Annotated in this window: 23 protein-coding genes; 10 read left to right on the top strand and 13 right to left on the bottom strand. The window is 65.3% G+C overall.

Translation table 11 applies throughout. The annotated features are described in order from the left end of the window. Nucleotides 1–52 precede the first annotated feature (52 nt). The 3 genes from ACFSUD_RS08980 to ACFSUD_RS08970 form a co-directional block, all read right to left on the bottom strand. On the bottom strand, nucleotides 53–2977 hold the full coding sequence (locus tag ACFSUD_RS08980) for a DNA translocase FtsK (RefSeq protein ID WP_386373561.1): 2925 nt from the start codon (nucleotides 2975–2977) through the stop codon (nucleotides 53–55). 16 nt (nucleotides 2978–2993) lie between these two features. Continuing rightward, nucleotides 2994–4175, bottom strand: a complete 1182-nt coding sequence (locus tag ACFSUD_RS08975) for an aminotransferase class I/II-fold pyridoxal phosphate-dependent enzyme (protein WP_386373742.1) — start codon at nucleotides 4173–4175, stop codon at nucleotides 2994–2996. A 145-nt stretch (nucleotides 4176–4320) separates the two neighbouring features. Further along, nucleotides 4321–5649 (bottom strand): amidase, encoded by a 1329-nt coding sequence (locus tag ACFSUD_RS08970; RefSeq protein ID WP_386373559.1) that lies wholly within the window; start codon nucleotides 5647–5649, stop codon nucleotides 4321–4323. Between the two features lie 84 nt (nucleotides 5650–5733). Between ACFSUD_RS08970 and ACFSUD_RS08965 the strand changes: the two genes are divergently transcribed. Beyond that, the gene (locus ACFSUD_RS08965; protein ID WP_386373557.1) at nucleotides 5734–6960 is read left to right on the top strand and encodes an FAD-dependent monooxygenase; all 1227 of its coding nucleotides are present in this window, start codon (nucleotides 5734–5736) and stop codon (nucleotides 6958–6960) included. A 5-nt stretch (nucleotides 6961–6965) separates the two neighbouring features. Here the strand turns inward: ACFSUD_RS08965 and ACFSUD_RS08960 are convergent, their stop codons facing one another. The 5 genes from ACFSUD_RS08960 to ACFSUD_RS08940 all read right to left on the bottom strand — a co-directional run bounded on the left by ACFSUD_RS08960 (nucleotide 6966) and on the right by ACFSUD_RS08940 (nucleotide 10572). Next, a complete protein-coding gene (locus ACFSUD_RS08960) occupies nucleotides 6966–7151 on the bottom strand; it encodes a Trm112 family protein (RefSeq protein ID WP_386373555.1) in 186 nt (61 codons plus the stop codon). Then, nucleotides 7148–7792 carry an LON peptidase substrate-binding domain-containing protein gene (locus ACFSUD_RS08955; protein ID WP_386373553.1) on the bottom strand — a complete coding sequence of 215 codons (645 nt, stop codon included), beginning with the start codon at nucleotides 7790–7792 and terminating at the stop codon, nucleotides 7148–7150. The genes ACFSUD_RS08960 and ACFSUD_RS08955 overlap by 4 nt, the downstream gene beginning before the upstream one ends. A 27-nt stretch (nucleotides 7793–7819) precedes the next feature. Then, nucleotides 7820–8734: a thioredoxin gene (gene trxA / locus ACFSUD_RS08950; protein WP_386373551.1), complete on the bottom strand. Its 915-nt coding sequence runs from the start codon at nucleotides 8732–8734 to the stop codon at nucleotides 7820–7822. A 69-nt stretch (nucleotides 8735–8803) separates the two neighbouring features. Beyond that, a complete protein-coding gene (locus tag ACFSUD_RS08945) occupies nucleotides 8804–9592 on the bottom strand; it encodes an exodeoxyribonuclease III (RefSeq protein WP_386373549.1) in 789 nt (262 codons plus the stop codon). A gap of 293 nt (nucleotides 9593–9885) precedes the next feature. Next, nucleotides 9886–10572 carry a response regulator transcription factor gene (locus tag ACFSUD_RS08940; protein WP_386373547.1) on the bottom strand — a complete coding sequence of 229 codons (687 nt, stop codon included), beginning with the start codon at nucleotides 10570–10572 and terminating at the stop codon, nucleotides 9886–9888. A 168-nt stretch (nucleotides 10573–10740) separates the two neighbouring features. Here ACFSUD_RS08940 and ribA point away from each other — a divergent pair, with 168 nt between their 5' ends. Then, on the top strand, nucleotides 10741–11829 hold the full coding sequence (ribA, locus tag ACFSUD_RS08935; RefSeq protein ID WP_386373545.1) for a GTP cyclohydrolase II: 1089 nt from the start codon (nucleotides 10741–10743) through the stop codon (nucleotides 11827–11829). Further along, nucleotides 11826–12320 carry a L,D-transpeptidase family protein gene (locus ACFSUD_RS08930; protein WP_386373544.1) on the top strand — a complete coding sequence of 165 codons (495 nt, stop codon included), beginning with the start codon at nucleotides 11826–11828 and terminating at the stop codon, nucleotides 12318–12320. Before ribA ends, ACFSUD_RS08930 begins: the two co-directional genes overlap by 4 nt. 19 nt (nucleotides 12321–12339) lie before the next feature. On the opposite strand, the gene ACFSUD_RS08925 is transcribed toward ACFSUD_RS08930, so the two are convergent. Further along, on the bottom strand, nucleotides 12340–12993 hold the full coding sequence (locus ACFSUD_RS08925) for a YggS family pyridoxal phosphate-dependent enzyme (protein WP_386373542.1): 654 nt from the start codon (nucleotides 12991–12993) through the stop codon (nucleotides 12340–12342). 100 nt (nucleotides 12994–13093) lie between these two features. After that, nucleotides 13094–14059 (bottom strand): porin, encoded by a 966-nt coding sequence (locus tag ACFSUD_RS08920; protein WP_386373541.1) that lies wholly within the window; start codon nucleotides 14057–14059, stop codon nucleotides 13094–13096. Between the two features lie 270 nt (nucleotides 14060–14329). Between ACFSUD_RS08920 and ACFSUD_RS08915 the strand changes: the two genes are divergently transcribed. The 5 genes from ACFSUD_RS08915 (at nucleotide 14330) to ACFSUD_RS08895 (ending at nucleotide 19538) form a co-directional block, all read left to right on the top strand. After that, entirely contained in the window at nucleotides 14330–14812 is a 483-nt protein-coding gene (locus ACFSUD_RS08915) for a DUF3576 domain-containing protein (RefSeq protein WP_386373539.1), read from the top strand. Between the two features lie 84 nt (nucleotides 14813–14896). Beyond that, nucleotides 14897–17443 carry a leucine--tRNA ligase gene (gene leuS, locus ACFSUD_RS08910; RefSeq protein ID WP_386373538.1) on the top strand — a complete coding sequence of 849 codons (2547 nt, stop codon included), beginning with the start codon at nucleotides 14897–14899 and terminating at the stop codon, nucleotides 17441–17443. Further along, nucleotides 17430–17927 (top strand): LPS assembly lipoprotein LptE, encoded by a 498-nt coding sequence (lptE, locus tag ACFSUD_RS08905; protein ID WP_386373536.1) that lies wholly within the window; start codon nucleotides 17430–17432, stop codon nucleotides 17925–17927. Before leuS ends, lptE begins: the two co-directional genes overlap by 14 nt. Continuing rightward, nucleotides 17924–18922 (top strand): DNA polymerase III subunit delta, encoded by a 999-nt coding sequence (holA, locus tag ACFSUD_RS08900; RefSeq protein ID WP_386373534.1) that lies wholly within the window; start codon nucleotides 17924–17926, stop codon nucleotides 18920–18922. The genes lptE and holA overlap by 4 nt, the downstream gene beginning before the upstream one ends. 19 nt (nucleotides 18923–18941) lie before the next feature. Continuing rightward, nucleotides 18942–19538, top strand: coding sequence for a glutathione S-transferase family protein (locus ACFSUD_RS08895; RefSeq protein WP_386373532.1), 597 nt, complete (start codon nucleotides 18942–18944; stop codon nucleotides 19536–19538). On the opposite strand, the gene ACFSUD_RS08890 is transcribed toward ACFSUD_RS08895, so the two are convergent. Then, a complete protein-coding gene (locus ACFSUD_RS08890; RefSeq protein WP_386373530.1) occupies nucleotides 19535–20719 on the bottom strand; it encodes a TIGR03862 family flavoprotein in 1185 nt (394 codons plus the stop codon). The genes ACFSUD_RS08895 and ACFSUD_RS08890 overlap by 4 nt on opposite strands. A gap of 107 nt (nucleotides 20720–20826) precedes the next feature. On the opposite strand from ACFSUD_RS08890, the gene ACFSUD_RS08885 reads away from it, so the two are divergent. Beyond that, the gene (locus tag ACFSUD_RS08885; RefSeq protein ID WP_386373528.1) at nucleotides 20827–21120 is read left to right on the top strand and encodes an HNH endonuclease; all 294 of its coding nucleotides are present in this window, start codon (nucleotides 20827–20829) and stop codon (nucleotides 21118–21120) included. A 211-nt stretch (nucleotides 21121–21331) separates the two neighbouring features. On the opposite strand, the gene ACFSUD_RS08880 is transcribed toward ACFSUD_RS08885, so the two are convergent. Then, entirely contained in the window at nucleotides 21332–21955 is a 624-nt protein-coding gene (locus tag ACFSUD_RS08880) for an enoyl-CoA hydratase/isomerase family protein (RefSeq protein ID WP_386373526.1), read from the bottom strand. Further along, complete coding sequence (locus ACFSUD_RS08875) at nucleotides 21952–22701, bottom strand: SDR family oxidoreductase (RefSeq protein WP_386373524.1); 750 nt, start codon at nucleotides 22699–22701, stop codon at nucleotides 21952–21954. The genes ACFSUD_RS08880 and ACFSUD_RS08875 overlap by 4 nt, the downstream gene beginning before the upstream one ends. Nucleotides 22702–22842: 141 nt before the next feature. Between ACFSUD_RS08875 and ACFSUD_RS08870 the strand changes: the two genes are divergently transcribed. Beyond that, nucleotides 22843–24375, top strand: a complete 1533-nt coding sequence (locus ACFSUD_RS08870) for a DUF2125 domain-containing protein (protein WP_386373522.1) — start codon at nucleotides 22843–22845, stop codon at nucleotides 24373–24375. Nucleotides 24376–24402: the final 27 nt, after the last annotated feature.

The raw sequence follows: 24402 nt of genomic DNA, 5'->3' as shown, positions 1-24402 counted from the left end.
GCGGGTTACTCCTCATTGAGAAGCTAACACCGCGTCTTTGACTGTGGTTCCCTCAGCCCTGTTCCGGCACGAGGATCTCGCGCTTGCCGACGTGATTGGCGGGGGAGACAAGCCCCTGCTCTTCCATCTGCTCGACCAGCCGGGCCGCCTTGTTATAGCCGATCGCGAGCTTGCGCTGGATGTAGGAGGTGGAGCATTTGCGGTCCTTGATCACCACCTGGACGGCCGTGTCATAGAGCGCGTCTTCGCCGTCGGTATTGCCGCCAAGCCCGAGCACCGCATCGATATTGCTCTCGCTCTCCTCGGAGGGCCCTTCGACCACGCCGGAAACGTAATCCGGTGCGCCGAATGCCTTCAGGTGGTTGACGATCTCCTCGACCTCCTCGTCGCTGACGAACGGTCCGTGACAACGGGTGATCTTCGCGCCACCGGCCATGTACAGCATGTCGCCCATGCCCAGCAGCTGCTCGGCACCCATTTCGCCGAGGATCGTGCGGCTGTCGATCTTCGACGTGACCTGGAAGGAAATCCGGGTCGGGAAGTTCGCCTTGATCGTGCCGGTGATGACATCGACGGAGGGACGCTGCGTGGCCATGATCAGGTGAATGCCGGAAGCCCGCGCCATCTGCGCCAGACGCTGGATACAGGCTTCGATCTCCTTGCCCGCAACCATCATCAAGTCGGCCATCTCGTCCACGATGACGACGATATAGGGGAGCGCCTCGGGCTGGAACTCGTCTGTCTCGAAGATCGGCTCGCCGGTCTCCTCGTCAAAACCGGTCTGCACGGTGCGGGAGAACATCTCGCCCTTGGCCAGCGCTTCCCTCACCCGGCCGTTATAGCCGTCGATGTTGCGCACACCCATCTTGGACATCTTGCGGTAGCGTTCCTCCATCTCGCCGACGGTCCATTTCAGCGCCACGACCGCCTTTTTCGGGTCGGTCACGACCGGCGAAAGGAGATGGGGGATACCGTCATAGACGCTGAGTTCGAGCATCTTCGGGTCGATCATGATCAACCGGCATTCCTGCGGCGTCAGCTTGTAGAGCAGGCTGAGGATCATGGTGTTGATCGCCACCGACTTGCCCGAGCCGGTGGTCCCGGCGATCAGCAGATGCGGCATCTTGGCGAGGTTGGCGATCACCGGTTCGCCGCCGATATCCTTGCCGAGCGCCAACGGCAGGCGCATGTTGCTGTCGCCGAAATCGCGGGCGGCAAGGATCTCGCGCAAGACCACCTTCTCGCGGTTCTCGTTGGGCAATTCGATGCCGATCACCGAACGGCCCGGCACGGTGGAGACCCGCGCCGACAGGGCCGCCATGGAACGCGCGATGTCATCGGCCAGACCGATCACCCGGCTCGCCTTCAACCCCGGCGCCGGTTCGAGCTCGTACATGGTGACCACGGGACCGGGGCGCACCGCCACGATCTCGCCCTTGACGCCGTAATCGTCGAGCACGTTTTCCAGCATCCGCGCATTTTCCTCGAGCGCCTCGTTGCTGAGATGAAGCCGCTCGATCGAATCGGGATTTTCCAGCAGGTTCAGCGGCGGCAGTTCGAAGCCCGGATGGGTCTCGTCGAAGCTCAAAGCCGGTTCGGCCTCGCTCCGCGCCCGGCTGCTCGGCTGCGCCGGATGGCGTTCGGGCTGTTGCACGACCCGGAGGGGCTGGGTCACGGGAATGGCAGGACGCGCCGGTGCTTCCTCGGGAGCATCGAGCGGCAGATGCGCTTCCGCCATGTCCTCTTCCGTCGCGTTCGCAAGATCCTCGATGTCACCGGACTCCCGCAGCGCCGGCTGCGCAGCAGCGCCGAGCGTCCGGCGGCTGTCCGAGGCCGGCGCGTCGCCCGGCTCTGCCGTGGCCCTTGCCGCTCCGGTCAGCGGCGGTTCGGCGCGCAGATGCGGCTGCACCGGCGGTGTCGTGTTGAGCACCAGCGGATCCGGCCCGCGCCCGCGCCCCCTGGTCAGCGGCGCCGTGATCGGCGTGTGCACCGCATTGCCCTTGCGGACCCGGCTGCGGATCACATCGGCGATCTTGTTCTTGATACGCTCATCGCCCGGCATTTCGTTATCGTCGAGCAGCACTTCGCACTCATCCTCGATAAGCTCCGGTTCCGGCAGCGGCTCGGAACGCTTGATCAGCGCAGGCATCCGCGCCAACAATCCGGTCTTGCGGGGCCGTGCGCGCTCCTCCGTCGCACCGTCATCGCCAAAGAGCGCATATTCGGCCGCGAAAGTAGGCTCTTCCTCTGCGGCGATCCGGGCCTGCTCGCGGCGCTCGGCCTGGCGCTGCTGCATCTTCTGCGCCGCCTGCACCGCGCCACCGGCACCGCGGCCAAGCAGCGTCATGAGCTGGGCATAGGCCATGATCGTGCTGATCATGAGGAACCGGCCGATCCGGGCCAGCTCCTGCCTGGTGAAACCGAGGACGAACATGCCGAGCGCCAGGATCGACAGCCCCATCAGCAGCGACATCAGCTTGACCGTGAAGGTCGAGCCGATCGGCAGCAGGGTCAGCAGCAGCGCCATCACCGTGTCGCCGAACAGACCGCCGAGCCCGAAGCTGTGCGTCTGCAGCCAATCGCTCCCCGGCGTCAGCGTCGAGGCATAGATCGCCCCCAGCGCCACCGCAATCGGCGCGAAGATCAGCCGCCCCATGGCCCGCTCCTCGCCGCGATGCAGGGCAAATCGCGCGCCCCAGAACAGCAGCACCACGGCAATACCCCAGGAGCCCCATCCGACGATCATGAACAGGGGTGCGGCGATCGAGGCACCAAGCCCGCCGAGCCAGTTCTGTACCGCGGCATCGGTCGAGACCATCCAGTTCGGGTCCTCCGGCGTATAGCTCGCGATCATCATCGCGGCCATCACCCCAAGGGCGATCAGCGCCAGGCCCAGCAGTTCCTTGCCGCGCTTCTCGATCGCCTCGGCCATGTTGCTGTCCAGCAATGGATCGCGTCCCCGTGTCTGAAATGCCATGCTCTCGTTCCTCGGATTATTGCGAGTACAGACAATCGCGGATCGCTTCCAATCCGCGCGTCGTCTCGTCCTTTGGGGCCACCAATGCGACCCGGATATATGTCTTTCCGGGGTTTTCCCCGTTCACATCCTGCGCCAGATAACTGCCCGGCAGGACCCGCACGCCGGTCTCGCGCCACAGTTTCAACGCCGCCGCCTCGTCATCCTCGACCGGCAACCACAGGAAGAAACCGGCGTCGGGGCTCTCGTAGCCCGGCACGTTGCCGAGAATGCGATCAGCGATCCGGTATTTCTCCACATACATCGTCCGGCTCTCAGCCACGTGGGTATCATCGGCCCAGACCTTGGCCGCCGCCTGTTGCAGCGGTAGCGGCAGCGGCGCGCCGGCGTAGTTGCGCAGCTGCTTGATCTCGCGCATCGTCTCGGCCCCGCTGGCCACGAAACCCGAGCGCAGCCCCGGCAGGTTCGAGCGCTTGCTCAGCGAATGGAAGATCACGACCCGGTTGCGATCGGTGCCGAGCTCCTCGGCAACCTGCATCGCGCCCACGGGCGGCGTGTCGCGGTAGATCTCGGAATAGCATTCGTCGGCGAAGATGCGGAAATCGTATTTCTCGGCCAGAGCGATCATCTCGCGCCAATATTCGCGGCTCGCCACCGCGCCCTGCGGATTGGCGGGCGAGCAGACATAGGCCGCCGTGGTGCGCTGCAGCACGTCTTCCGGCAGGCCAGCGAAATCCGGCAGATGACCGGTCTCGGCCGTAGCGTTGACCATCACCGGCTCGGCATCGCCGGAAATCGCGGCGATCATGTAGACCTGATAGAACGGGTTCGGCATCAGCACCGCGGGGCGCGCGCCGTTCTTGCGCTCCGGGCAGAGCGCCATCACGGCATTGTAGAGCCCTTCGCGGGTGCCATTGAGCGCCATCACCTCGGTCTCGGGATCCATCTCGACGCCGTAGCGCCGTTTGATCCAACCGCTGATCGCGCCGCGCAGCTCGGGTGAGCCTTCATTGGGGGGATAGACGTTGAACCCGGCGGCATGTTTGACGATCTCGTCGGTCACCCACGCCGGGAAAGCGTGTTTCGGCTCCCCGATGGTCATGTGAATCGGCACGCCGCCGCCCTCATGCACATCGAGCAATGCGCGCAGACGCGGCCATGCATGGGCCGGAAGGTTCGAAAACCGGTCGGGTAACATCATCTCAACTGCCTCTGGATCGGGATCATGGGCGCCCCGTTTTGCCTCAAATTACCGGAGGTGCCTGGCGGCGTCCAGAAAAACCCGGATGCCGCGAAGCACTTGTGACTTTTAAGTCAGGCGCTTCGCCGCTTCGGCGGCAGGATCAGGCAAGCGCCTCTTCGACCGCCGCACCGAGCCGCAGCAGCAATTCCTCGCCATTCGGCGCCCCCATCATCATCAGCCCGCAGGACGGTGTCCCGGTCGGCAGGGTGAGCGCACAAAGACCCATGAGATTGCCGATCCGCGTATTCCGCAGCGCCAGCAGATTCTCGCTGAGGTAATATTCATGCTCGTCGATCAGCCGCTGGAGATTGGGCGGCAGCATCGCGGCGGTCGGCAGCAGCACGGCGTCAAACCCCGCGACCGCGCGATCATAGGCAAGGCGCGCAAGCTCCAGCTCGGCCCAGGCCGCGACATAGTCCGGGGCGGAGAAATTCTTGCCCAGCCGGAAGCGTTCGAGGATTTCGGGATACATCGCCTCCGGATCCGCCTCGATCACATCGCGCCACAGCCCGTAGGCTTCGCAGGTGTAGAGCACGGTGGAAAGCTCCATGGCCGCCTCGACCTCGGGAACCTCGATTTCCTCGATCAGCGCCCCGGCCGCACGCAGCCGTGTCAGGGCGCCGTCAAAGGCGGCGGCGGGCGTTTCGCGCAAATCCTGCATCGCCACGGTCCGCAGCACCGCGAAGCGGCGGCCTTCCAGCTCCACCCCCTGCAGGTCGATACCCCCCTGCCCTTCCAGCGCCGCCAGCAGCAGCGCGGCATCCTCCACCGAACGGCACAGCGGCCCGACCGTGTCGAACCTGCGCGCCAGCGGCACCACGCCTTCCGCGCTGATCCGTCCCGCCGTGGTCTTGAGCCCGACGAGATCGTTCCAGGCTGCCGGTATGCGCACCGAACCGCCGGTGTCCGATCCGATCGCCGCCGCCGCCAGGCCGAAGGCCACCGAGGCCGCCGCGCCGGAGGAGGATCCGCCGGACACGCCCTCGGCATCGTTGACCGAAGGCGGCGTCGCCGTGCTCGGGTTGTGGCCGAGGCCGGAAAAGGCAAGCTCGCTCATATGGGTCTTGCCGAGACAGACGAGCCCCATGGCGGTCGCCGTCTCCAGGACCGCCGCGTCGCGCTCGGGGATCCGGTCCGCCAGCAATCTGCTGCCCGCCTCGGTGGCGATTCCGGCGCTGTCGAAAAGATCCTTCCAGCTGACCGGCACCCCGTCGAGCGGCGAACGGCGCTGTCCATTCCGGGCGCGCTCGGCCGCCGCCGTCGCCTCGGCCAGCGCCCGTTCGGCGGTCACACGCGCATAGATGCGGTCGCGCAGGGGATGCGCATCGATCGCATCGAGATAGGTCCGGCACAGGGTCACGGAATCGATGCTCCCGGCCGCGATACCCCGCCCCAGATCCGCCGCCGTCATCGTAAGCCAGTCCTGCATGATATCCCCCTGCCCCGCTTGCGCGCGAAGGTAGCGGCGCTTGGCCCCATGGACAATCCCTGCGGCACGATCATATCAAGGGACATGAGTTACGATTGTGACATTGCGATCATCGGCGGCGGGCTGAACGGCCCGACGCTGGCCCTGGCCCTGGCCCGGACCGGGCTGCGCGTCACCCTGATCGACGCGCTGGCGCTCAAGACCCGCAAGAACGCCGCCTTCGACGGGCGCGCCTATGCGCTGGCGCTGACCTCGACGCGGCTGCTGGAAGGGATCGGGCTCTGGCAGGCGGTCGCCGAACACGCCCAGCCGATGCTGGAGATCAAGGTCACCGACGGGCGCGCGGGCGAAGGGCCCTCCCCGTTCTTCATGCATTTCGATCACGCCGAGATCGAGGAAGGCCCGATGGGCCATATGGTCGAGGACCGGCACCTGCGCCGCGCCCTGCTCGAAGCGGTAGAGGCAGCCGAGGGCATCACCCAGCTCAACGGCGACACGGTGATCGCGCAGCACAACGATGCGACCGGCATCACCCTGCGGATGGCATCGGGCAAATCCATGCGCGCGCGGCTCGCGGTAGGTGCCGACGGCAAGCGCTCCGGCACGGCGGAGCGGGCGAGGATCCGGCGCATCGGCTGGGAATACGGCCAGACCGCGCTGGTCTGCGCCCTGTCGCATGAACAGCCCCACCACGGCATCGCGCATCAGTTCTTCATGCCCGCCGGGCCGCTGGCGATCCTGCCGCTGACCGGCAGCCGCTCCTCCATCGTGTGGAGCGAAAGCCGTGAGAACGCTGCCGCGATCCATGCGCTGCCGGAAGCGGAATATCTCGAGATGCTGCGGCCGCGGTTCGGCGACTTCCTCGGAGAGATTTCCCTCGTCGGACAGCGCTATACCTATCCCCTGGGCATGTCGCTGACACTCGAGATGGTTGCCGACCGGGTGGCATTGCTCGGCGACGCCGCCCATGGCGTGCATCCGATCGCCGGTCAGGGGCTCAACGCCGGGCTGCGCGATGTGGCGGCGCTGGCAGAGGTGATCGCCGACGCGCATCGCCGCGGCGAGGATTACGGCGCGGCACCTGCCCTGCAGCGCTACCAGCAATGGCGGCGGTTCGACAACACCACGCTGGCGCTCGCGACCGACACGTTCAACCGGATGTTTTCAAACGATAATGCCCTGATACGCCTGGCGCGGGACGCGGGGATGGCGGCAATCAATGCGCTGCCCGGCCTGCGCCGCGGGTTCATCCGCGAAGCCGCCGGGCTGACCGGCGATCTGCCGCGGCTGATGCGGGGCCAGCCGCTCTGACAGGATCAGTCGAGCTCGCGGGCCTCGTCGGCCAGCATGACCGGAATGCCATTGCGGATCGGATAGGCAAGCCCTGCGGCGTCCGAGATCAGTTCCTGCCGCTCCGCATCATAGCGCAGACTGCTTTGACTGCGCGGGCAGATCAGCGCTTCCAGCATCCGCCTGTCGAATTCCGCCACCGTTGCACTCATTGCATCACTTCCCCTTCATCGCCACCCCTGAGGGTGAATTCAATCAGCGTTATAAGGGTCTCGCGCCGGGTTTCCAGCGAGGGAGCCTCTAGCAGCGCCTGTTTATCCTCGGATTCGAAATCGAGCATCATCGACAGCGAGTTGATCAGCAGCTCGTCGTCAGCCTCTTTCAACGTGTCCCAATCGGCGGACAGGTTTCGGGCGTCGAAATAGCGGCTCAGAAGATCGAGAAACTCGCTGCGGTGGAACCCCGCATCGACCTCCTCATCCTCCAGATCGCGTTCGAACCCGTCCCAACTGACATCGCAGCGCCGATAGGGGCTGAACCCCTCGATCTCCTTGACCACCCGGAACCGCGAGACCCCGCCCAGCGTTATCATGTAGCGCCCGTCTTCGGTCTCGGAGAATTGGGTCAGCCGACCGGCGCAACCGATACGATGCAGACCGGGCCCTTCGCGCCCGGCCACCACGTTGGGTTGCACCATGCCGATCAGCCGACCGGGCGTCTTGAGCGTATCCTCGATCATCTGCAGGTAGCGCGGTTCGAAGATATGCAGCGGCAGACGCGAGCGCGGCAGCAGCAAGGCCCCTGCCAGCGGGAAGATCGCGATCGTGTCTGGCAGTTCCGTTTGTTTGATCATGCTGCTCGACCTAGCGCATCGCGCACCTCAGGCAAATATCATCGAGCTGAGCTTGCGCCGCCCATGCAGAACGACCGGGTCATTGGGCTTCAACGCATCGAAAATAGTGAAAAGCTGCGTCTTCGCCGCGCCGTCGTTCCACTCGCGGTCCTGACGGAACAATTCCAGCAATTGCGTCACCGCCGCCTCTGCATCGCCATGGGCATAGAGGGCCTGGGCGAGATCGAACCGCGCCTGATGGTCCTGCGGATCGGCCTCCACCGCCGCTTGCAATTCGCTCACCGGACCGGCATCGGCCGCCTGTCGCGCCAGTTCGAGCTGCGCATGGGCCGCTTCGAGTACCGGCGCCTGTGAAATCTCGATCGGGGCGCCATTGAGGATCGCCTCGGCCTGATCGAGCTCGCCCATCGCGATATAGGCGCGCACCATGCCGCCATAGGCGCCCGCGTGTTTCTCGTCTTCGCCAAGGATCGCCGCGAAGGTCTGCGCCGCGTCGGCCGCCGCGCCCTCGGTCAGCATTTCCTCCGCCGCATCGACCGCGTCGGACAGGGTATCGCCGGGGGCTTCCCCGCCCCCCGCCTTCACCACGCGGTCGACGAAGGCCTTGATCTCCGATTGCGGCAGCGCGCCCTGGAAACCATCGACAGGCTGCCCGTTGTAGAAGGCATAGACTGTCGGGATCGACTGGATCTGCAGCTGACCGGCGATGTTCTGGGCCTCGTCCACATTGACCTTGACCATCTTGACCGCGCCCTTGGCGGCGCGCACCGCATCCTCGAGCAACGGGCCGAGGGTCTTGCAGGGGCCGCACCAGGGGGCCCAGAAATCGACGATCACCGGCACGCCCTGGGATGCCTCCACCACGTCTGCCATGAAGGTCGCTTCGCTGCTGTCCTTGATCAGGTCCGCATCGGGGGCCGGGGAAAGGTTCAGTTCTTCCATCTTGTCTTGTTCCTCGCTTGGTCGCGCCTGTCTGGAGTCGGCTCTAATATGGAGCCCCGCGCGGGTGTTTCAAAGGTCAAATGAGGCGAATACCGGGGCATGGTCGCTCGGCTTTTCCCAGCCGCGCGCAGCCCGCACCACATGGCTCGAATGAGCGGCGTTGGAAATGTCGGGCGTCGCCCAGACATGATCGAGCCTGCGCCCCTTGTCGGCGGCATCCCATTCCGGCGAGCGGTAGGACCACCAGCTATAGAGATTGCCCTGCGGGATATCCTGCCGGGTAATATCGACCCAGCGCCCGGAATCCTGCATCTCGCCGAGCGCCTCGACCTCGACCGGCGTATGGCTGACCACCTTCAGCAGCTGCTTGTGGTTCCAGACGTCATCCTCGCGCGGGGCGATGTTGAGATCGCCGACAAGGATGGACTTCCGGGGGAGTTCGTTGCGAAAAAAGTCGCGCATATCGGCGAGGTAGTCGAGCTTTTGCCCGAATTTCTCGTTGATCTCGCGATCCGGCTTGTCGCCCCCGGCGGGGACATAGAAGTTGTGGATCACCACACCGTTCTCCAGCCGGGCCGCGATGTGGCGGGCATGGCCGAGCGCCGCGAAATCCTGATCCCCGGCATCCTCGAGCGGCAATTTCGAGAGGATCGCCACGCCGTTGTAGCCCTTCTGCCCCCGCGCGATCATATGCGTGTATCCGGCCGCCCGGAACGCCTCGAGCGGGATTTTGTCCACCGGGGACTTGCATTCCTGCAGACACAGCACATCCGGTCCATGCTCGGCGAGCAGCCGCAGCACGATCGGCTCGCGCAGGCGGATCGAATTGATGTTCCAGGTGGCAAGGGTGAACGGCATGGCAGGCTCCGGTAGTCTGAAGATCCGCGCACCCTAACCCGGTGCGCCTGGTATCGCCATGGCGAAAACCTCTCCGTCTTACCGGTACTGCCGCGATCCGCCGTTGGAACGGAAAACCCTCCCTGCGCCGCGCAGGCGGCTTGCGAAAAAAGGCCGGGCACGAGGCCCGGCCAGTCCAACAGGGAGGGATATGCCATTGCCCGGGCATATCAGCGGGTTCAAACCGATTGGCGAGTCATGAAAACCTCGCCACTCAGGATCTTAAGTCCGATGATAGCGAAAAAGTTCCCGTTTTACGACATTAATCTGTAGCCGCCGGATTCAGTGACGAGAATCCGCGCATTCGACGGGTCAGGCTCGATCTTCTGGCGCAGCCGGTAGATATGGGTTTCCAGCGTATGGGTCGTGACCCCGGCATTATAGCCCCAGACCTCATGCAGCAGCACCTCGCGCGGCACCACGCCATCGTTCGAACGATAGAGGAATTTCAGGATGTTGGTCTCTTTCTCGGTGAGCCTCACCTTGTGGTCATCCTCGGTGATCAGCATCTTCATCGCCGGTTTGAACGTATAGGGCCCGAGCTGGAACACCGCATCCTCGGATTGTTCATGCTGGCGCAGTTGCGCGCGGATACGTGCCAGCAGCACCGGGAACTTGAAGGGCTTGCTGACATAATCATTGGCCCCGGCGTCGAGCCCGAGAATCGTGTCGGCGTCGCTGTCATGGCCGGTCAGCATCAGGATCGGGCTCTTCACCCCCTGCTTGCGCATCAGGCGGCACAATTCGCGCCCGTCGGTATCCGGCAGGCCGACGTCGAGGATGACGAGATCGTAGAGCGCCTCCTTGGCCCGGGTCATCGCATCGCTGCCGTTCGCCGCTTCAAAGACGTCGAAATCTTCCGTCATGATCAATTGTTCGCTCAACGCCTCGCGCAGATCGTCATCGTCATCGACCAGAAGGATTTTCTTGAGCTGCGCCATGGGGTTTCTCCGTTTCCTGTACTATACCAGATGCGTCCTGATCACGATTTCGACAAGGGCAGCCGCCGTTTCTTTCACGGGCCCGTGTGGCGATGCGGTCAATTGTTTCATTTTCCGAAGGCTTCGCCTAGATATCCTGCATCCCCGCGCCGGAGTTGTAACAGAACCATGAGCTTTGCCCCCGATATCACCGAACAGCTGGCGCGTGCGCGGGCCGATCTGCGCATGGGCGTGCCGATCGCCCTGACCGGGCGCCAGCCTGCGTTGCTGCTCGCCGCCGAGACCTTGAGCGCGCAGCGGCTGGCCGACCTGCTGGCCCTGGGCGGTGCGCCGGTGCTCGCGATCACCGCGCGGCGGGCGGAGACGCTGAAGGCGCGCCCCTATGACGGAGACCTCGCCCGCGTGACCCTGCCGGAGGATGCCACACCGGGCTGGGTGCAGAGCATCGCCGATCCCGCGGACGACCTGCGCGCCCCGATGAAGGGGCCGCTCGCCTGTTCGCGCGACGGCGCCGCGGATGCGCATCGCGTCGCTTTGCAGATCGCCAAGAGCGCGCGGCTGCTGCCCGCCGTGCTGGTGCTCGAACATGCCGACGTGGCCGAGCTGGCCCGACACCATGGACTCACCACGCTGGATCTGGATGCGATCACGCCGTCACTCGGTGCCGTCAGCCCCCTGCATCCGGTGGTCAATGCCCGTCTGCCGATGGAGGTTTCCGAAGCCGGTCGTCTGCATATTTTCCGCCCCGAGGACGGGGCCGAGGAACATTACGCCATCGAGATCGGCCGCCCGGACCGGCGCAAACCGGTGCTGGCCCGACTGCATTCGGCCTGTTTCACCGGCGACCTCATGGGTTCGCTGAAATGCGACTGCGGCCCGCAGCTGCGCGCCGCGCTGGCGCAGATGGGGGCCGAAGGCGAAGGCGTGCTGCTCTATCTCAATCAGGAAGGCCGCGGCATCGGCCTGGCCAACAAGATGCGCGCCTATTCCCTGCAGGATCAGGGCTTTGACACGGTCGAAGCCAATCACCGGCTGGGTTTCGAGGATGACGAGCGCGATTTCCGCCTCGGCGCCCATATCCTGACCTCGATGGGCTTTTCGTCCGTGCGGCTGCTGACCAACAACCCCCGCAAGGTCGACATGATGAACGACAGCGGCGTCACGGTCAGCGAGCGGGTGCCGCTGGCGGTCGGTGAAAACCGTCACAACAAGGCGTATCTGGCGACCAAGGCGGCGAAATCCGGACATTTGCTGTGACTCCCGCCGATCTGGTCCTGACACGACAGGGGCTGCGCTTTCGTGGACGGCGCTACGCCTGCAGCATCGGCAGGGGCGGGTTGAATGCTGCCAAGCGCGAGGGCGACGGCGCGACACCGCTGGGCGAACATCGCATCGTCGGAATGCTCTATCGCCCCGACCGGATCAATGCGCCGACCGGATGGGCCCGGCCGATCCTGCCGGGCGACCTGTGGTCGGATGCGCCGGAAGACCCGCATTATAATCACTTGGTGCGCGCGCCCTACGGGCAGAGCCATGAAAGGCTGCGCCGCGCCGATCCGCTCTATGATCTGGTGATACTGACCGACTGGAACTGGCCGGATGCCGCGCCGGGGCGCGGTTCGGCGATCTTCATCCACCAATGGCGGCGGCCGCTCTACCCGACCGAAGGCTGCGTGGCGCTTTCGCGGCGGCACCTGCACAGCATCGCGCAAGATCTGGTCCCGGGATCTCGGCTGATCGTGCGCTGAGCGATTGCGAAAAAAGCGGTCAGCCCGCCACACGTTCCCCGAAGATCGCCGATCCGACCCGCACATGCGTGGCGCCGAGGGCGATGGCGCGTTCGAAATCGCCGCTCATTCCCATCGACAGCCCCTTAAGCCCGTTACGCGCCGCGATCTTGGCGAGCAGCGCGAAATGCAGGGACGGCTCCTCCTCCGCAGGCGGGATGCACATCAGCCCCGTGACCGGCAGGTCGAGCTTTCGACATTCTGCGATAAAATCATCCGCGCTCGCGGGCAGCACGCCGGCCTTTTGCGCCTCCTCGCCGGTATTGACCTGAATGAACAGCGGCGGGCAGCGCCCGATCTCCTGTGCCAGCCGCGCCAGCGCGTTCGCCAGTTTCGGCCGGTCGAGCGAATGGATCGCATCGAAAAGCTCCATCGCCTGGCGCGCCTTGTTGCTCTGCAGCGGTCCGATCAGGTGCAGATCGACACTTGCGAATTCCTCGCGAAAGCCCGGCCATTTCCCGGCCGCCTCCTGCACCCGGTTCTCCCCGAAACAACGCTGCCCCTGCGCAAGCACGTCCCGCACCCGCGCCTCGGGCTGCACCTTGCTCACGGCGATGAGCCGCACCGAACCGGGCGCGCGGCCTGCGTTCTGCTCGGCCCCGGCGATGCGGGCGGTGATGTCTGGCAATGTCATATCGGGCCTTTCGTGACGGAGCGGCAGATAACAACAGCGACGCGCAAAAGAAAAGGGGCAGACCCGAAGGCCTGCCCCAAATCGTCAGATGTGGATCAACTTAGAAGTTGAAGCGCACACCGAGGTCGGCACGGACGTCGTCGTTGTAACGGGACACCACACCGCCGCGCAGCGAGGTGCCGCCGCCGAGGTCGTGGTTGAAGTCAACACCGTAGGCTGTGCCGTTTGCAGAACCATCGGTTGCGTCGCTGTTGTCAGCCACAAAGACTTCTACGTCGGTTGCTGCGCCAACGTCGAAACGACCGGCCAGAACCGCACGGTCACCGCCGGTGCCGTTGTCGGCATAGGTCAGGGTCACGTCTGCGAAGCCCAGGGCACCGCCAACGGATGCAGCCCAATCGGTGTCAGTCGCAGCGTCGGAATCCTGAGCACCCAGAGCGATGGTCCAGCCGCTCCATGTGTAGGCACCGTAGGCTGCAACACGATCGTTGATGTCGGAAGCCGACACGTGCATCGAGAAGTCGCCGAAGGAGTACAGGACTTCAACACCGTTGGAGCCGGCTGCACCGTTACCACCGGACGAATACTGGTCGCCACGGTCGTTGAACGCGGTGTAGTCATAGCCCAGGCCGGTCAGACCGAGGTCGATCGGGTACATGCCGGGCATGAACTCAAGCGCGCCGTAGATGTTGCCAACGCCGACTTCCAGGCCGCCGGAACGGGCGAAGAAGCGCACGCCGTTGATGCCGGTGCCGCCAGGACCGGTCGCACCGTTCACGTCGTCAGCTGTACCGGCGATACCGTCGGGACCAACCGAGTAGGTCGGGGAGTCGTCGGTGTTGTTCTGCTGGATACGGGCACGGGCACCGAAGGTCACACCCATGTCGGATTCAGCGGTCGCATCGATCTGCAGGCGGAAACGGCTGGTCACGTCGGTGGAGTCACCGCCACCGTCGATGTCGTTGTACATCACACCAAAACGACCGTAGCCGCCGAAAGTAACGTCTGCTGCTGCAACGCCGGCGGTCGCAACCAGGGCCGTTGTAGCGAAGAGAACTTTTTTCATGAGTTTTCCCTCGGTTTGAATTCACATGCCCAGACCGGGGAATCCGGTAAGGGTATGGATGGTGTTTTCATCCTTTGCCCCTTTCATTGCAACAACACTGCGGCCCTGTGAGATCAATGGCATGTGCATTGGTGCAGCTTTGCCACAGTTTTGCCGGACCGCCGTCGCGACCCTGCCGTTTGCCTCTGCACACCCCGCGCCGGACATAGACCTTGCTCCCTCTTGCCAGCTTGGATAGACCAGAGACCAAACGGGCAAAGGGAAACTGGCATGGCGCGTCGTATCGTTTGCAGGACGGCAATCACATTACTGACACTGGCGGCGCTGGCTGCCTGTGGCGGTCCGGCACGGGATCTGCCCGACACTTATACCAACCCGAACAATCCCAATAACATCGAGACGAATCCGGACAATACGATCTGGTCGATCTTCAACCGCAAATCGGCCGAGAATACCGTTCAGGTGAATCGCTATCTCTGGAACGCCAGCCTCGAAGTGCTGAACTTCCTGCCGGTGCAGACCGTCGATCCCTATACCGGTGTGATCGTCACCGGCTACGGCACGCCGCCGGGGGGGGCGCAATCCTATCGCGCCACCGTGCTGATCGACGATCCGGCGCTCGATGCCAGGGCGCTGAACGTTGCGCTGCAGACCCGCGGAGGGAGTCCGGTCAGCAAGGCCACCTCCCGTGCCGTCGAGGACGCCATCCTGAGCCGCGCACGCGAACTGCGCGTCGCCGACAGCAAATTCTGAGCCCGCCTCCCCTACCACACGAAACCACGCCGGGCCCCGTGAACCTCACGCCCGGCGTTTGTCATTTGCGATAAGGTCGACCCCATGTCCCGCTACACCCCCGCCGAAATCGAAGCCCGCTGGCAGGCTGCCTGGGAGAAGGACGAAGTCTTCAAGGCGGTCCGCAATGCCGACAGGCCGAAATATTACGTGCTCGAGATGTTCCCCTACCCCTCGGGGCGCATCCACATGGGCCATGTGCGCAACTACACGATGGGCGACGTGATCGCGCGCTACAAGATCGCCACTGGCCATAACGTGCTGCATCCGATGGGCTGGGACGCCTTCGGCATGCCGGCCGAAAACGCGGCGATGGCGACCGGGGGGCATCCCAAGGATTGGACCTATTCGAATATCGCCGACATGCGCGACCAGATGAAACCGCTGGGCCTGTCGATCGACTGGTCCCGCGAATTCGCCACCTGCGATCCGGAATATTATGGCCAGCAGCAGGCGCTGTTCCTCGATTTCCTCGAAAAGGGACTGGTCTATCGCAAGAACGCGGTGGTGAACTGGGACCCGGTCGACATGACCGTGCTTGCCAACGAGCAGGTCGAAGCGGGGCGCGGCTGGCGCTCCGGCGCGCTGGTCGAGCGGCGCGAGCTGACGCAATGGTTCTTCAAGATCTCCGATCATTCCGAAGAGCTGCTCGATGCGCTAGACGGGCTCGACAACTGGCCCGCCAAGGTCAAGCTGATGCAGTCGAACTGGATCGGCAGGTCGCGCGGCCTGCAATTCGCTTTTTCGACCATCGACGCGCCTGAGGGTCACGACCGGATCGAGGTCTATACCACCCGGCCCGACACGCTGATGGGCGCCTCCTTCATCGGCATCTCGCCCGACCACCCGCTGGCCCGCACGCTGGAGCGCGATGACGAGAGCATCGCCGCCTTCAACGCCGAATGCCGCAAGGGCGGCACGACGGAAGAAGCGATCGAAACCGCGCCGAAGCTCGGGCTCGATACCGGCATCCGGGTGCGCCATCCGTTCGATACCGGCCACGAGCTGCCGGTCTATATCGCGAATTTCATCCTGATGGATTACGGCACCGGCGCGATCTTCGGCTGCCCGGCGCATGACCAGCGCGATTTCGAATTTGCGAAAAAATACGATCTGCCGATCATCGCTACCTTCCTGCCTTCCGAGGACAGCAGCGAAGAGCTGACCGAAGCCTATGTGCCGCAGAAAAGCGAACAGGTCTTCTACAACCGCGGTTTTGCCGGCGAGGCGCAGCAAACCGGTGACGAGGGGATCGAGGCCGCCATTGCCTTCTGCGAGGCCAATGGCGTCGGTCAGGGTGTCACGAAGTTCCGGCTGCGCGACTGGGGGCTGAGCCGCCAGCGCTATTGGGGTTGCCCGATCCCGGTGGTGCATTGCGACAGCTGCGGCGTGGTGCCGGAGAAGAAAGAAAACCTGCCGATCGAACTGCCCTATGACGTCACGCTTGACGTGCCGGGCAATCCGCTCGACCGGCATCCGACCTGGCGCAATACCACCTGCCCCGCCTGCGGCGCCGAGGCGCGGCGCGAGACCGACACGATGGACACGTTCGTTGACAGTTCCTGGTATTTCGCGCGCTTCACCGCGCCCCATGCCGACACGCCGACCAACATGGAAGACGCCGCCTACTGGATGAACGTCGATCAATATATCGGCGGCATCGAACACGCGATCCTGCACCTTCTCTATTCGCGCTTCTTCGCCCGGGCGATGCACATCACCGGCCATTTGCCCGCCTCGGCGGTGGAGCCGTTCGACGCGCTGTTCACGCAGGGCATGGTGACCCACGAGATCTACCAGACCCGCGACGAAAAGGGCCGCCTGGTCTATCACCTCCCCGAGGAAGTGACCGAGGGCAAGCTCGCCGATGGCCGGGAGGTCGAGATCATCCCCTCCGCCAAGATGTCGAAATCCAAGAAAAACGTTGTCGATCCGCTCGGCATCATCGATCGCTTCGGCGCCGATACGGCGCGCTGGTTCGTGCTGAGCGATTCCCCGCCCGAGCGCGATGTCGAATGGACCGCGGCCGGGGCCGAGGCTGCCTACAAGCATCTGTCGCGGGTCTGGAACATCTGCGACCGGATCGCCGGAATGGACCGCGATGCGCCGGGGGAGGGAGACGAGGACCTGCGCCGTGCGTTGCACAAGACCATCCACGACGTGACCATGGGCATCGAATCCTTCGGCTTCAACGCCGCCATTGCCAAGCTTTACGCCTTCACCGGGACCTTGCAGAAGTCCAAGGCCAGCCACGAGGCACAACGCGAGGCGATCATGGTGCTGGCGCAGCTGATGTCGCCGATGACCCCGCATCTCAGCGAGGACATCTGGCATCATCAGGGCGGCGAGGGGCTTGTCACCACTGCCCCCTGGCCGCAGGCCGACGAGGCGCTCCTGGTCGATGACACGGTGACCCTGCCGATCCAGATCAACGGCAAGCGTCGCGCCGAGATCCAGGTGCCCGCCGACATGGACCGCGCCGAGATTGAGAAGATCGCGCTCGGGCACGAGGCGGTGATCCGCACATTGGGTGGCGCGGCCCCGAAAAAGGTCATCGTGGTGCCCGGACGGATCGTCAATGTCGTCGCCTGACCGGCCCCGGCTCTCCCGCCGGCTGCTGCTGGCGCTGCCGCTGGTGCTGACAGCCTGCGGCTTCGAGCCGGTCTATGGTCCCGGCTGCAGCGGCAGCGCCTTGCAGAACCGGGTCTCGGTCGAGGAGCCCGAGACTCGGGACGGCTATATCCTGACCCGCGAGATCGAGACCCGTCTTGGCCGCAGCAGCGCGCCGACCTATGCGCTGGCGCTGAGCGCTGCGACGCGGGCCGATGGGCTCAACATCGACCGCAGCGGCAACATCAACCGCTACAACCTGCTCGGCAGCGTCGATTATGCGCTGCGCGATCTCGACAGCGGCGTGGTGCTGGCCTCCGGCAAGGTCGAGAACTTTACCGGCTATTCGACCACCGGCAGCACCGTCGCCACCCTCGCCGCCGAGACCGATGCCCGCGAGCGGCTGATGACCATCCTCGCAGATCAGATCGTCGCGCGCCTGCTCGCCGCCGATCTGGCGCAATGAAGCTCAGCCCGCGCGAGGCCACCGGCTATTTCAAGAAGCCCGACCCCGGCAGGACCGGCCTGCTGATCTATGGCGGCGACGCGATGCGGGTAGCGCTGAAACGGCAGGAATTCCTCAAGGCTTTGCTGGGGCCCGATGCCGAAGAGGAAATGCGCCTCAGCCGGATGCAGGCAGGCGAGCTGCGCCGAGACCCGGCCATGCTGCTCGACGCGATCAAGGCCATCGGCTTCTTCCCCGGTCCGCGCGCCGCTTTCGTGGAGGATGCCAACGACAATATCGCCAAGATCCTGCTCGACGCGCTCTCAGAATGGCGCCCCGGCGATGCGCAGATCGTGGTGACCGGCGGCGATCTCAAGAAGACCTCGAAAGTGCTGAAGGCCTTCGAGGCCCACCCCAACGCCTATGCCACCGCAATCTATGACAACCCGCCGGACCGGGGCGAGATCGAGCGGCTGCTATCCGATGCCGGTCTGTCGCCGCCGCCGGACACGATGGCGGCACTCACCGATCTGGCACGCCAGCTCGACCCCGGCGATTTTCGCCAGACGCTGGAAAAGATCACGCTCTACAAACTTGGCGACAGCAACCCTCTCGACTTGGAAGACATCGCCGCCTGCGCCCCGACCTCCACCGAGGCCGAGGTCGATGACATCCTGCATGTGGTGGCCGAGGCCCGCGCGGGCGAGATAGGTCCGGTGATGGCCCGGCTGCAGGCCCAGGGCGCCAACCCGGTGACCCTGATCATCATGGCGACCCGGCATTTCCGCACGCTTTATCGCATCGCCGCCAACCCCGGCGCGCCGATCTATGGCGTGCGCGACCGTGATCGCGCCCAGCGTCAGGCCAAGCAATGGGGCGCGGCGAAGCTGGAAACTGCGCTTTCCGTGCTTACCGATACCGACCTCATCCTGCGTTCCGCAGGCCAGCACGCCCCGGCGCTGGCGCTTGTCGAACGCGCATTCATTCGCCTGGCCATGCTGGGTGCGCAACGCTGAAACAGAAAGAGGATTGCCCATGTACACCGTGATCGGAGCCACCAAATCCCGCGCCTTCCGGGTCATGTGGATGCTCGAAGAGCTCGGCCAGGCCTATGAGCATATCCCCGCCGCCGCGCGCTCGGACGAGGCCCGCCGATACAACCCTTCCGGCAAGATCCCGGCGCTGAAGGACGGTGACGAGGTGCTGACCGACAGCGTCGCGATCATGACCTATCTGGCCGACAAACACGGCAAGCTGACCGCGCCCGCCGGCACGCCGGCCCGGGCCCGGCAGGATGCCCTGACCTTCTGGCTGATCGATGAATTCGACGCGGTACTCTGGGCGGCGGCCAAGCACAGCTTCGTCTTTCCCGAAGAGCAGCGGGTACCGCAGGTCAAGGACAGTCTGAAGGCCGAATTCAAACGCGCCGCCGCGATTCTGTCGGAGCGGCTCGACGGTCCGTTCCTGATGGGCGATGAGATTACCCTGCCCGATCTGCTGGCGCTGCATTGCATCAACTGGTCGATCGGCGCCAATTTCCCGCGCGTCGATGACAGGCTCGGCCAATGGGCCAGAAAGATGCGCGAACGCCCCGCCTATATCGCCGCGCAATCGCGCGACGCCGCGGCCTAGGCGCTCTCGGCCAGCCAGTCGGCCGCGCCCCGGCCTGCCCAATACCCGGTGGCGAGGCACCCGGTCAGCAGGTAGCCCCCGGTCGGCGCTTCCCAGTCGAGCATCTCCCCGGCAACGAAGACGCCGGGCAGATCGCGCAGCATCAACCGCGAATCCACCGCCGGGAAGGTCACGCCGCCAGCGGTCGAGATCGCCTCGTCCATCGGGCGCAGCCTGCGATGGCGGATTGTCACCCGCTTGAGCAGCGGTGCCAGCGCCTCGGCCGCCCCGGGCAACGGATGCGCCATCTCCTGCAACAGCGCCAGCTTCGCCGGATCGAGCTTCAGGACCTTGCGCAGGTGATTGGAGAGACTCGCTTTCCCCCGCGCCCTGGCGAGCCGTGCGGCGATCTCTGCCGCCCCCAGCTCCGGTAGCAGATCGACCCGCAGCACATGTCCCTCGCGGATACCGCGCGACACTGCGTAGATGCCGCCCCCCTCGAGCCCGCGCGCCGAGATCACCGCCTCTCCGCGCGAGGCGAAGGGACCGGCGGACCAGCCGACCCCCTTCAACGCCGCGCCGAAATGCCGCTGCATATGCACGGACCATCGCATCTCGATCCCGGCATTGGCCGGGGCAAACGGCGCCAGCGCCACGCCGCGTTCCGCCAGCAGCCCGGCCCAGGCCCCGTCAGCCCCCAGCCGCGCCCAGCTCGCCCCGCCAAGCGCCAGGACCGTCACATCCGCCCTGAGCAACCGCACGCCCTCGGGCGTCGCGAAACGCATGGCAGTACCGTCCCAGCCCTGCCAGCGCCAGCGCGTCCGGATCTCCACACCGGCATCCGTCAGCCGCGCCAGCCAGGCCCGCAGCAATGGCGAGGCTTTCATCACTTCCGGAAAGACGCGGCCGGTCGATCCGATGAACAGCCTCTGCCCGAGCGCCTCCGCCCAGCTCTGCACCGCGTCAGGCCCGAAAGCATCGAGCATTGCCGAGAGGCCCCCCGCCGCCTCGCCGAAGGCCGCGTCTAACTCGTCCCTCGACGCAACCTTGGTCAGGTTCAACCCCGACTTCCCGGCCATCAAGAATTTGCGCGCCAGCGAAGGCTTGGCCTCGCAAAGCGTCACCGACAGCCCTGCCGCGGCCAGCTCCTGCGCAGCCATCAGACCTGCCGGACCGCCCCCGATCACCAGCGCGCGCTTCACCGCGCCGCTCCCGCCCGCGTTATCGCCGATGCCATGAACCCTCCTCGCCGCCAGCGGCCCTGCCGCCCCTCTTGCCCGCGCCGACCTTTGCGATCAAGCTCTTTGCCATGAGCGATCCGATCTGCCCCCTCTGCCTGCGCCCGATCCCGCCCGACGTGCCGCAAAGTCGTCATCATCTGATCCCCAGGCTCAAGGGCGGCAAGGGCGCGCCGACGATCCTGATGCACCATATCTGCCACCGCGAGATCCACGCCAGCCTTACCGAGGCAGAGCTGGCCCGGGATTTCAACACGCCCGAAGCGCTGCGCGCCCACCCCCGGCTGGCGAAATTCGCTGCCTGGGTGGCCAGACGCCCGCCCGGATTCCGCTCCAAGGTCCCGGGCGGCATGCGCAAGCGTTGACAGGATCCATCCGGCCGACCACAAGGGACTTCTACGAAAAAGGAACCCCCGATGCGCCTGATCCTCGCCCTTGCGACCACCCTGCTGCTCACCGCCTGCGACGTGCCCTTCGTGCCGCTGATCTGACCGCGTCTTTATGCGAACAATACTCCGGGGAGTTTGAGGGGCAGCGCCCCTCATCGCCAGGCCCGAGGCAAGGCAGGGGATCACTTCAGCCCGCGCTGCCCGTGCGGCACAGGTCCTTTATCCCCCGGGCGATCCCGGGCGGTGCCGCCAGCGTATCCGCAGCCAGGCCATGCGCCTCATCGAGCAGGTCCTCGGCGGGTACGATCCGGTCGATCAGCCCGAAGCGCAAGGCCTCTTCTGCATCGATCTTCTGGCCGCCCATCAGGATCAGCTTGCTGCGCGCCGGACCGATCAGCGCGGCCATGCGCCGCGGATCACTGGGCTGCGGCAGGAAGCCGAGCTTCATCACCGGATAGAAGAACCGCGCCCCGGGCACGGCGATCCGCAGATCGCAGGCCAGCGCCATGCCCATGGCACCGCCCGCCAGCGTGCCGTTGAGCGCCGCGATGCTGAGCCCCGGCAGGGCAGCCACCGCGCCCGACAGCCGCTCCCAGACCGGCGATGTGGCGAGCCCGGCACGCGCCTCGTCGAGATCCGCCCCGGCGCTGAACACCCGTCCCCGCGCCGTCAGGATCACCGCCCGCGCGCCCTGCGCCTCCTCGATGATCTCGGCGAGCCGGGTCAGCATCGCTTCGGTCAGCGAATTGGCCTTGTCCGGTCGGTCGATGGTGACGATCCACAGCTCGCCCTCGCACGTCAGCTCGATCATGCCAGCCCGGCCGCCCGGCGCACGTCCTGATCGCGCAGCGAGATCTCTGCGCCGCGATAGCGGTCGGCCCCGCTGCCGCACATCCAGAGCAATGCCCGCGCCACCCATTCGGGCGGAATATGCGCCTCCCAGTCGAGTTCGCTCACCGGGTTGATGCCGCTTTCCTTGATCTCGCGCTGCATCTGCGTTGCTACGGTGCCGGGGGAGAGGCCGATGGCGCGGATGCCGTGTTCCGCCTCTTCAAGGTCGAGACAGCGGGTCAGCATCGCCACCGCGGCCTTGGAGGCGCAATAGGCGCTCCAGGCCTCCAGCGGGTTATGCGCGGCTCCCGAGGAAATCGTCAGGATCGAGCCGCCGCCCGCGCGTTTCATCACCGGCAGCGCCGCGCGAATGCCGTTGAACACGCCCTTGAGATTGACGTCGATCAGCTGCCCCCAGCTCTCCGGCTCGACCTCGCGGAGCGGTGCGATCGGCTCGATCACACCGGCGTTGTTGATCAGCACGTCCAGCCCGCCGAAGGCCGAGACCGTGGTGGCCACCGCTGAGGACATCTCGGTATAGCGCGCCACGTTGCAGGGGATCGCGATGGCGTTCGATCCGATTTCCCCGGCCAGTTCGGCAATCGCCTCCTGCGAGCGTGCGAGCAACGCGACATTTGCCCCGGCGGCGGCAAAGACCCGCGCCGTTTCGGCCCCGATGCCGCGGCTCGCCCCCGTGATCAGCACGGTCTTCCCTGTCATCTGCATCCGTCCGCTCCCTGCTTGCGCTTTGCCTGCCTTGTGGCCGCCGTGGTAATGACACGCACCGTCAGCGTCCACCCCGTGGTATTGACCCTGCCGGGCGTTTGGCAGAACGTGCCTGCAACCCGTCGTAACAAGGATACGCCAATGTACCGCACCGCCCCCACCTCCGTCTATGCGGCGCTGCCGCTGTTGCTGCTGTCCGGTGCAGCCTCGGCCGATCTTACGCCGGTGCAGGTCTGGAACGACTGGCGCGGCTACATGCAGGACATGGGCTATCGGATCGAGGCCACGGAAAGCCGGACCGGTGCCGATCTGACGATCAGCGGTCTGCGTTTCGACATGGTGATGCCGGAGGAGGACGGCGATCTGTCGGTCTCGCTGGGCGATATCGCGCTGCTCCAGCGCGACGACGGGGCGGTCGAGGTCGTCATGCCCGATCTTCTGCCGCTGGAAATCGACGTCACGCCGAAATCGCCGGACGAAGAGCGCGTGCAGATGACGCTCAATCTCGCCCAGACCGGCCAGAGCTTCATCGCCAGCGGTTCGCCGGAAGATATCACCTATGATTATGCCGCCGATGCGGCCGCCATGGCACTCGCACGGTTACAGGTCGGCGCGCAGAATTTCGGCCCCGAACAGGCATCGTTCAAGCTGCAGGCCGACAAGATCAGCTCACGCACCGCGGTGGAGATCGACGGGATGCGCGGCTATGAACAGAGCGGGTCCATCGCGCGGCTGACCTATGATCTGGCAATCACCAGCCCCGAAGATGACACAAGGGTCAAGATGACCGGCCATGTCGGCGATCTCGATCTCTCGGGTCGGGGCATGATCCCCATTGACCTCGCCAATACGCAGGACATGGCGGTGATGCTCAACGCCGGGTTCGATATTGCCGGAAAGATCAGCGCCGCGAGCGGCGGCAGCGTGATCGAGGTTTCCGATCCGACGAACGGCGTCTCGACGCTGAACAGCACGTCCGGTGGCGGCGCGCTCAGCATCGGCATGGCGCAGGACGGGCTTGCCTATGAAGGTGAGCAGAAGGATATCGCAGTGAGCCTTGCCCTGCCCGACCTGCCCTTTCCGGTAGAGTTCAGCCTCGCCGAACTGGGGTTCGAACTGCAGGTACCGCTCAGCAAGTCCGAGAAGCCGCAAGATTTCGCCTTCGGTCTCGATCTCGATGAATTCGTCATGTCCGACATGATCTGGGGACTCTTCGATCCGACCGGCAAACTGCCGCGCGATCCGGCAGCGCTGGCGCTCGACATCTCCGGCAAGGCGAAACTGCTTTCCGATCTTCTCGACCCCAGACTCGCCGCCGCAGGGCCGGATGCCGCGCCCGGCGAGATCGAGGCGCTGCGTCTCAACGCGCTGACGCTCGATGCGGCGGGCGCCGAGCTGACCGGCAAGGGCGATGTCACATTCGACAATTCCGATACCACGACGATACCGGGCATGCCAAAGCCGGTCGGCGCGGTCGATCTCCGCCTTGTGGGCGGCACGGCCCTGATCGATCGGCTGGTGGCAATCGGTCTGCTGCCCTCCGAACAGGCGATGGGCGCTCGGATGATGCTCGGGCTCTTCGCCGTGCCGGGAGAGGGCGAGGACACGGTGACCTCCCGGATCGAATTCACCGAGGAGGGCCAGATCCTCGCCAATGGCCAGCGCATCAAGTAACCCGCGCATCGCATCGGCGCAGCCGGG

This window comes from Sulfitobacter aestuarii, from assembly GCF_042685005.1.
GTDB lineage: Bacteria > Pseudomonadota > Alphaproteobacteria > Rhodobacterales > Rhodobacteraceae > Sulfitobacter > Sulfitobacter aestuarii.
The sequence above is the reverse complement of the archived record's forward strand: the minus strand, read 5'-3'. Positions and strand labels throughout refer to the sequence as shown.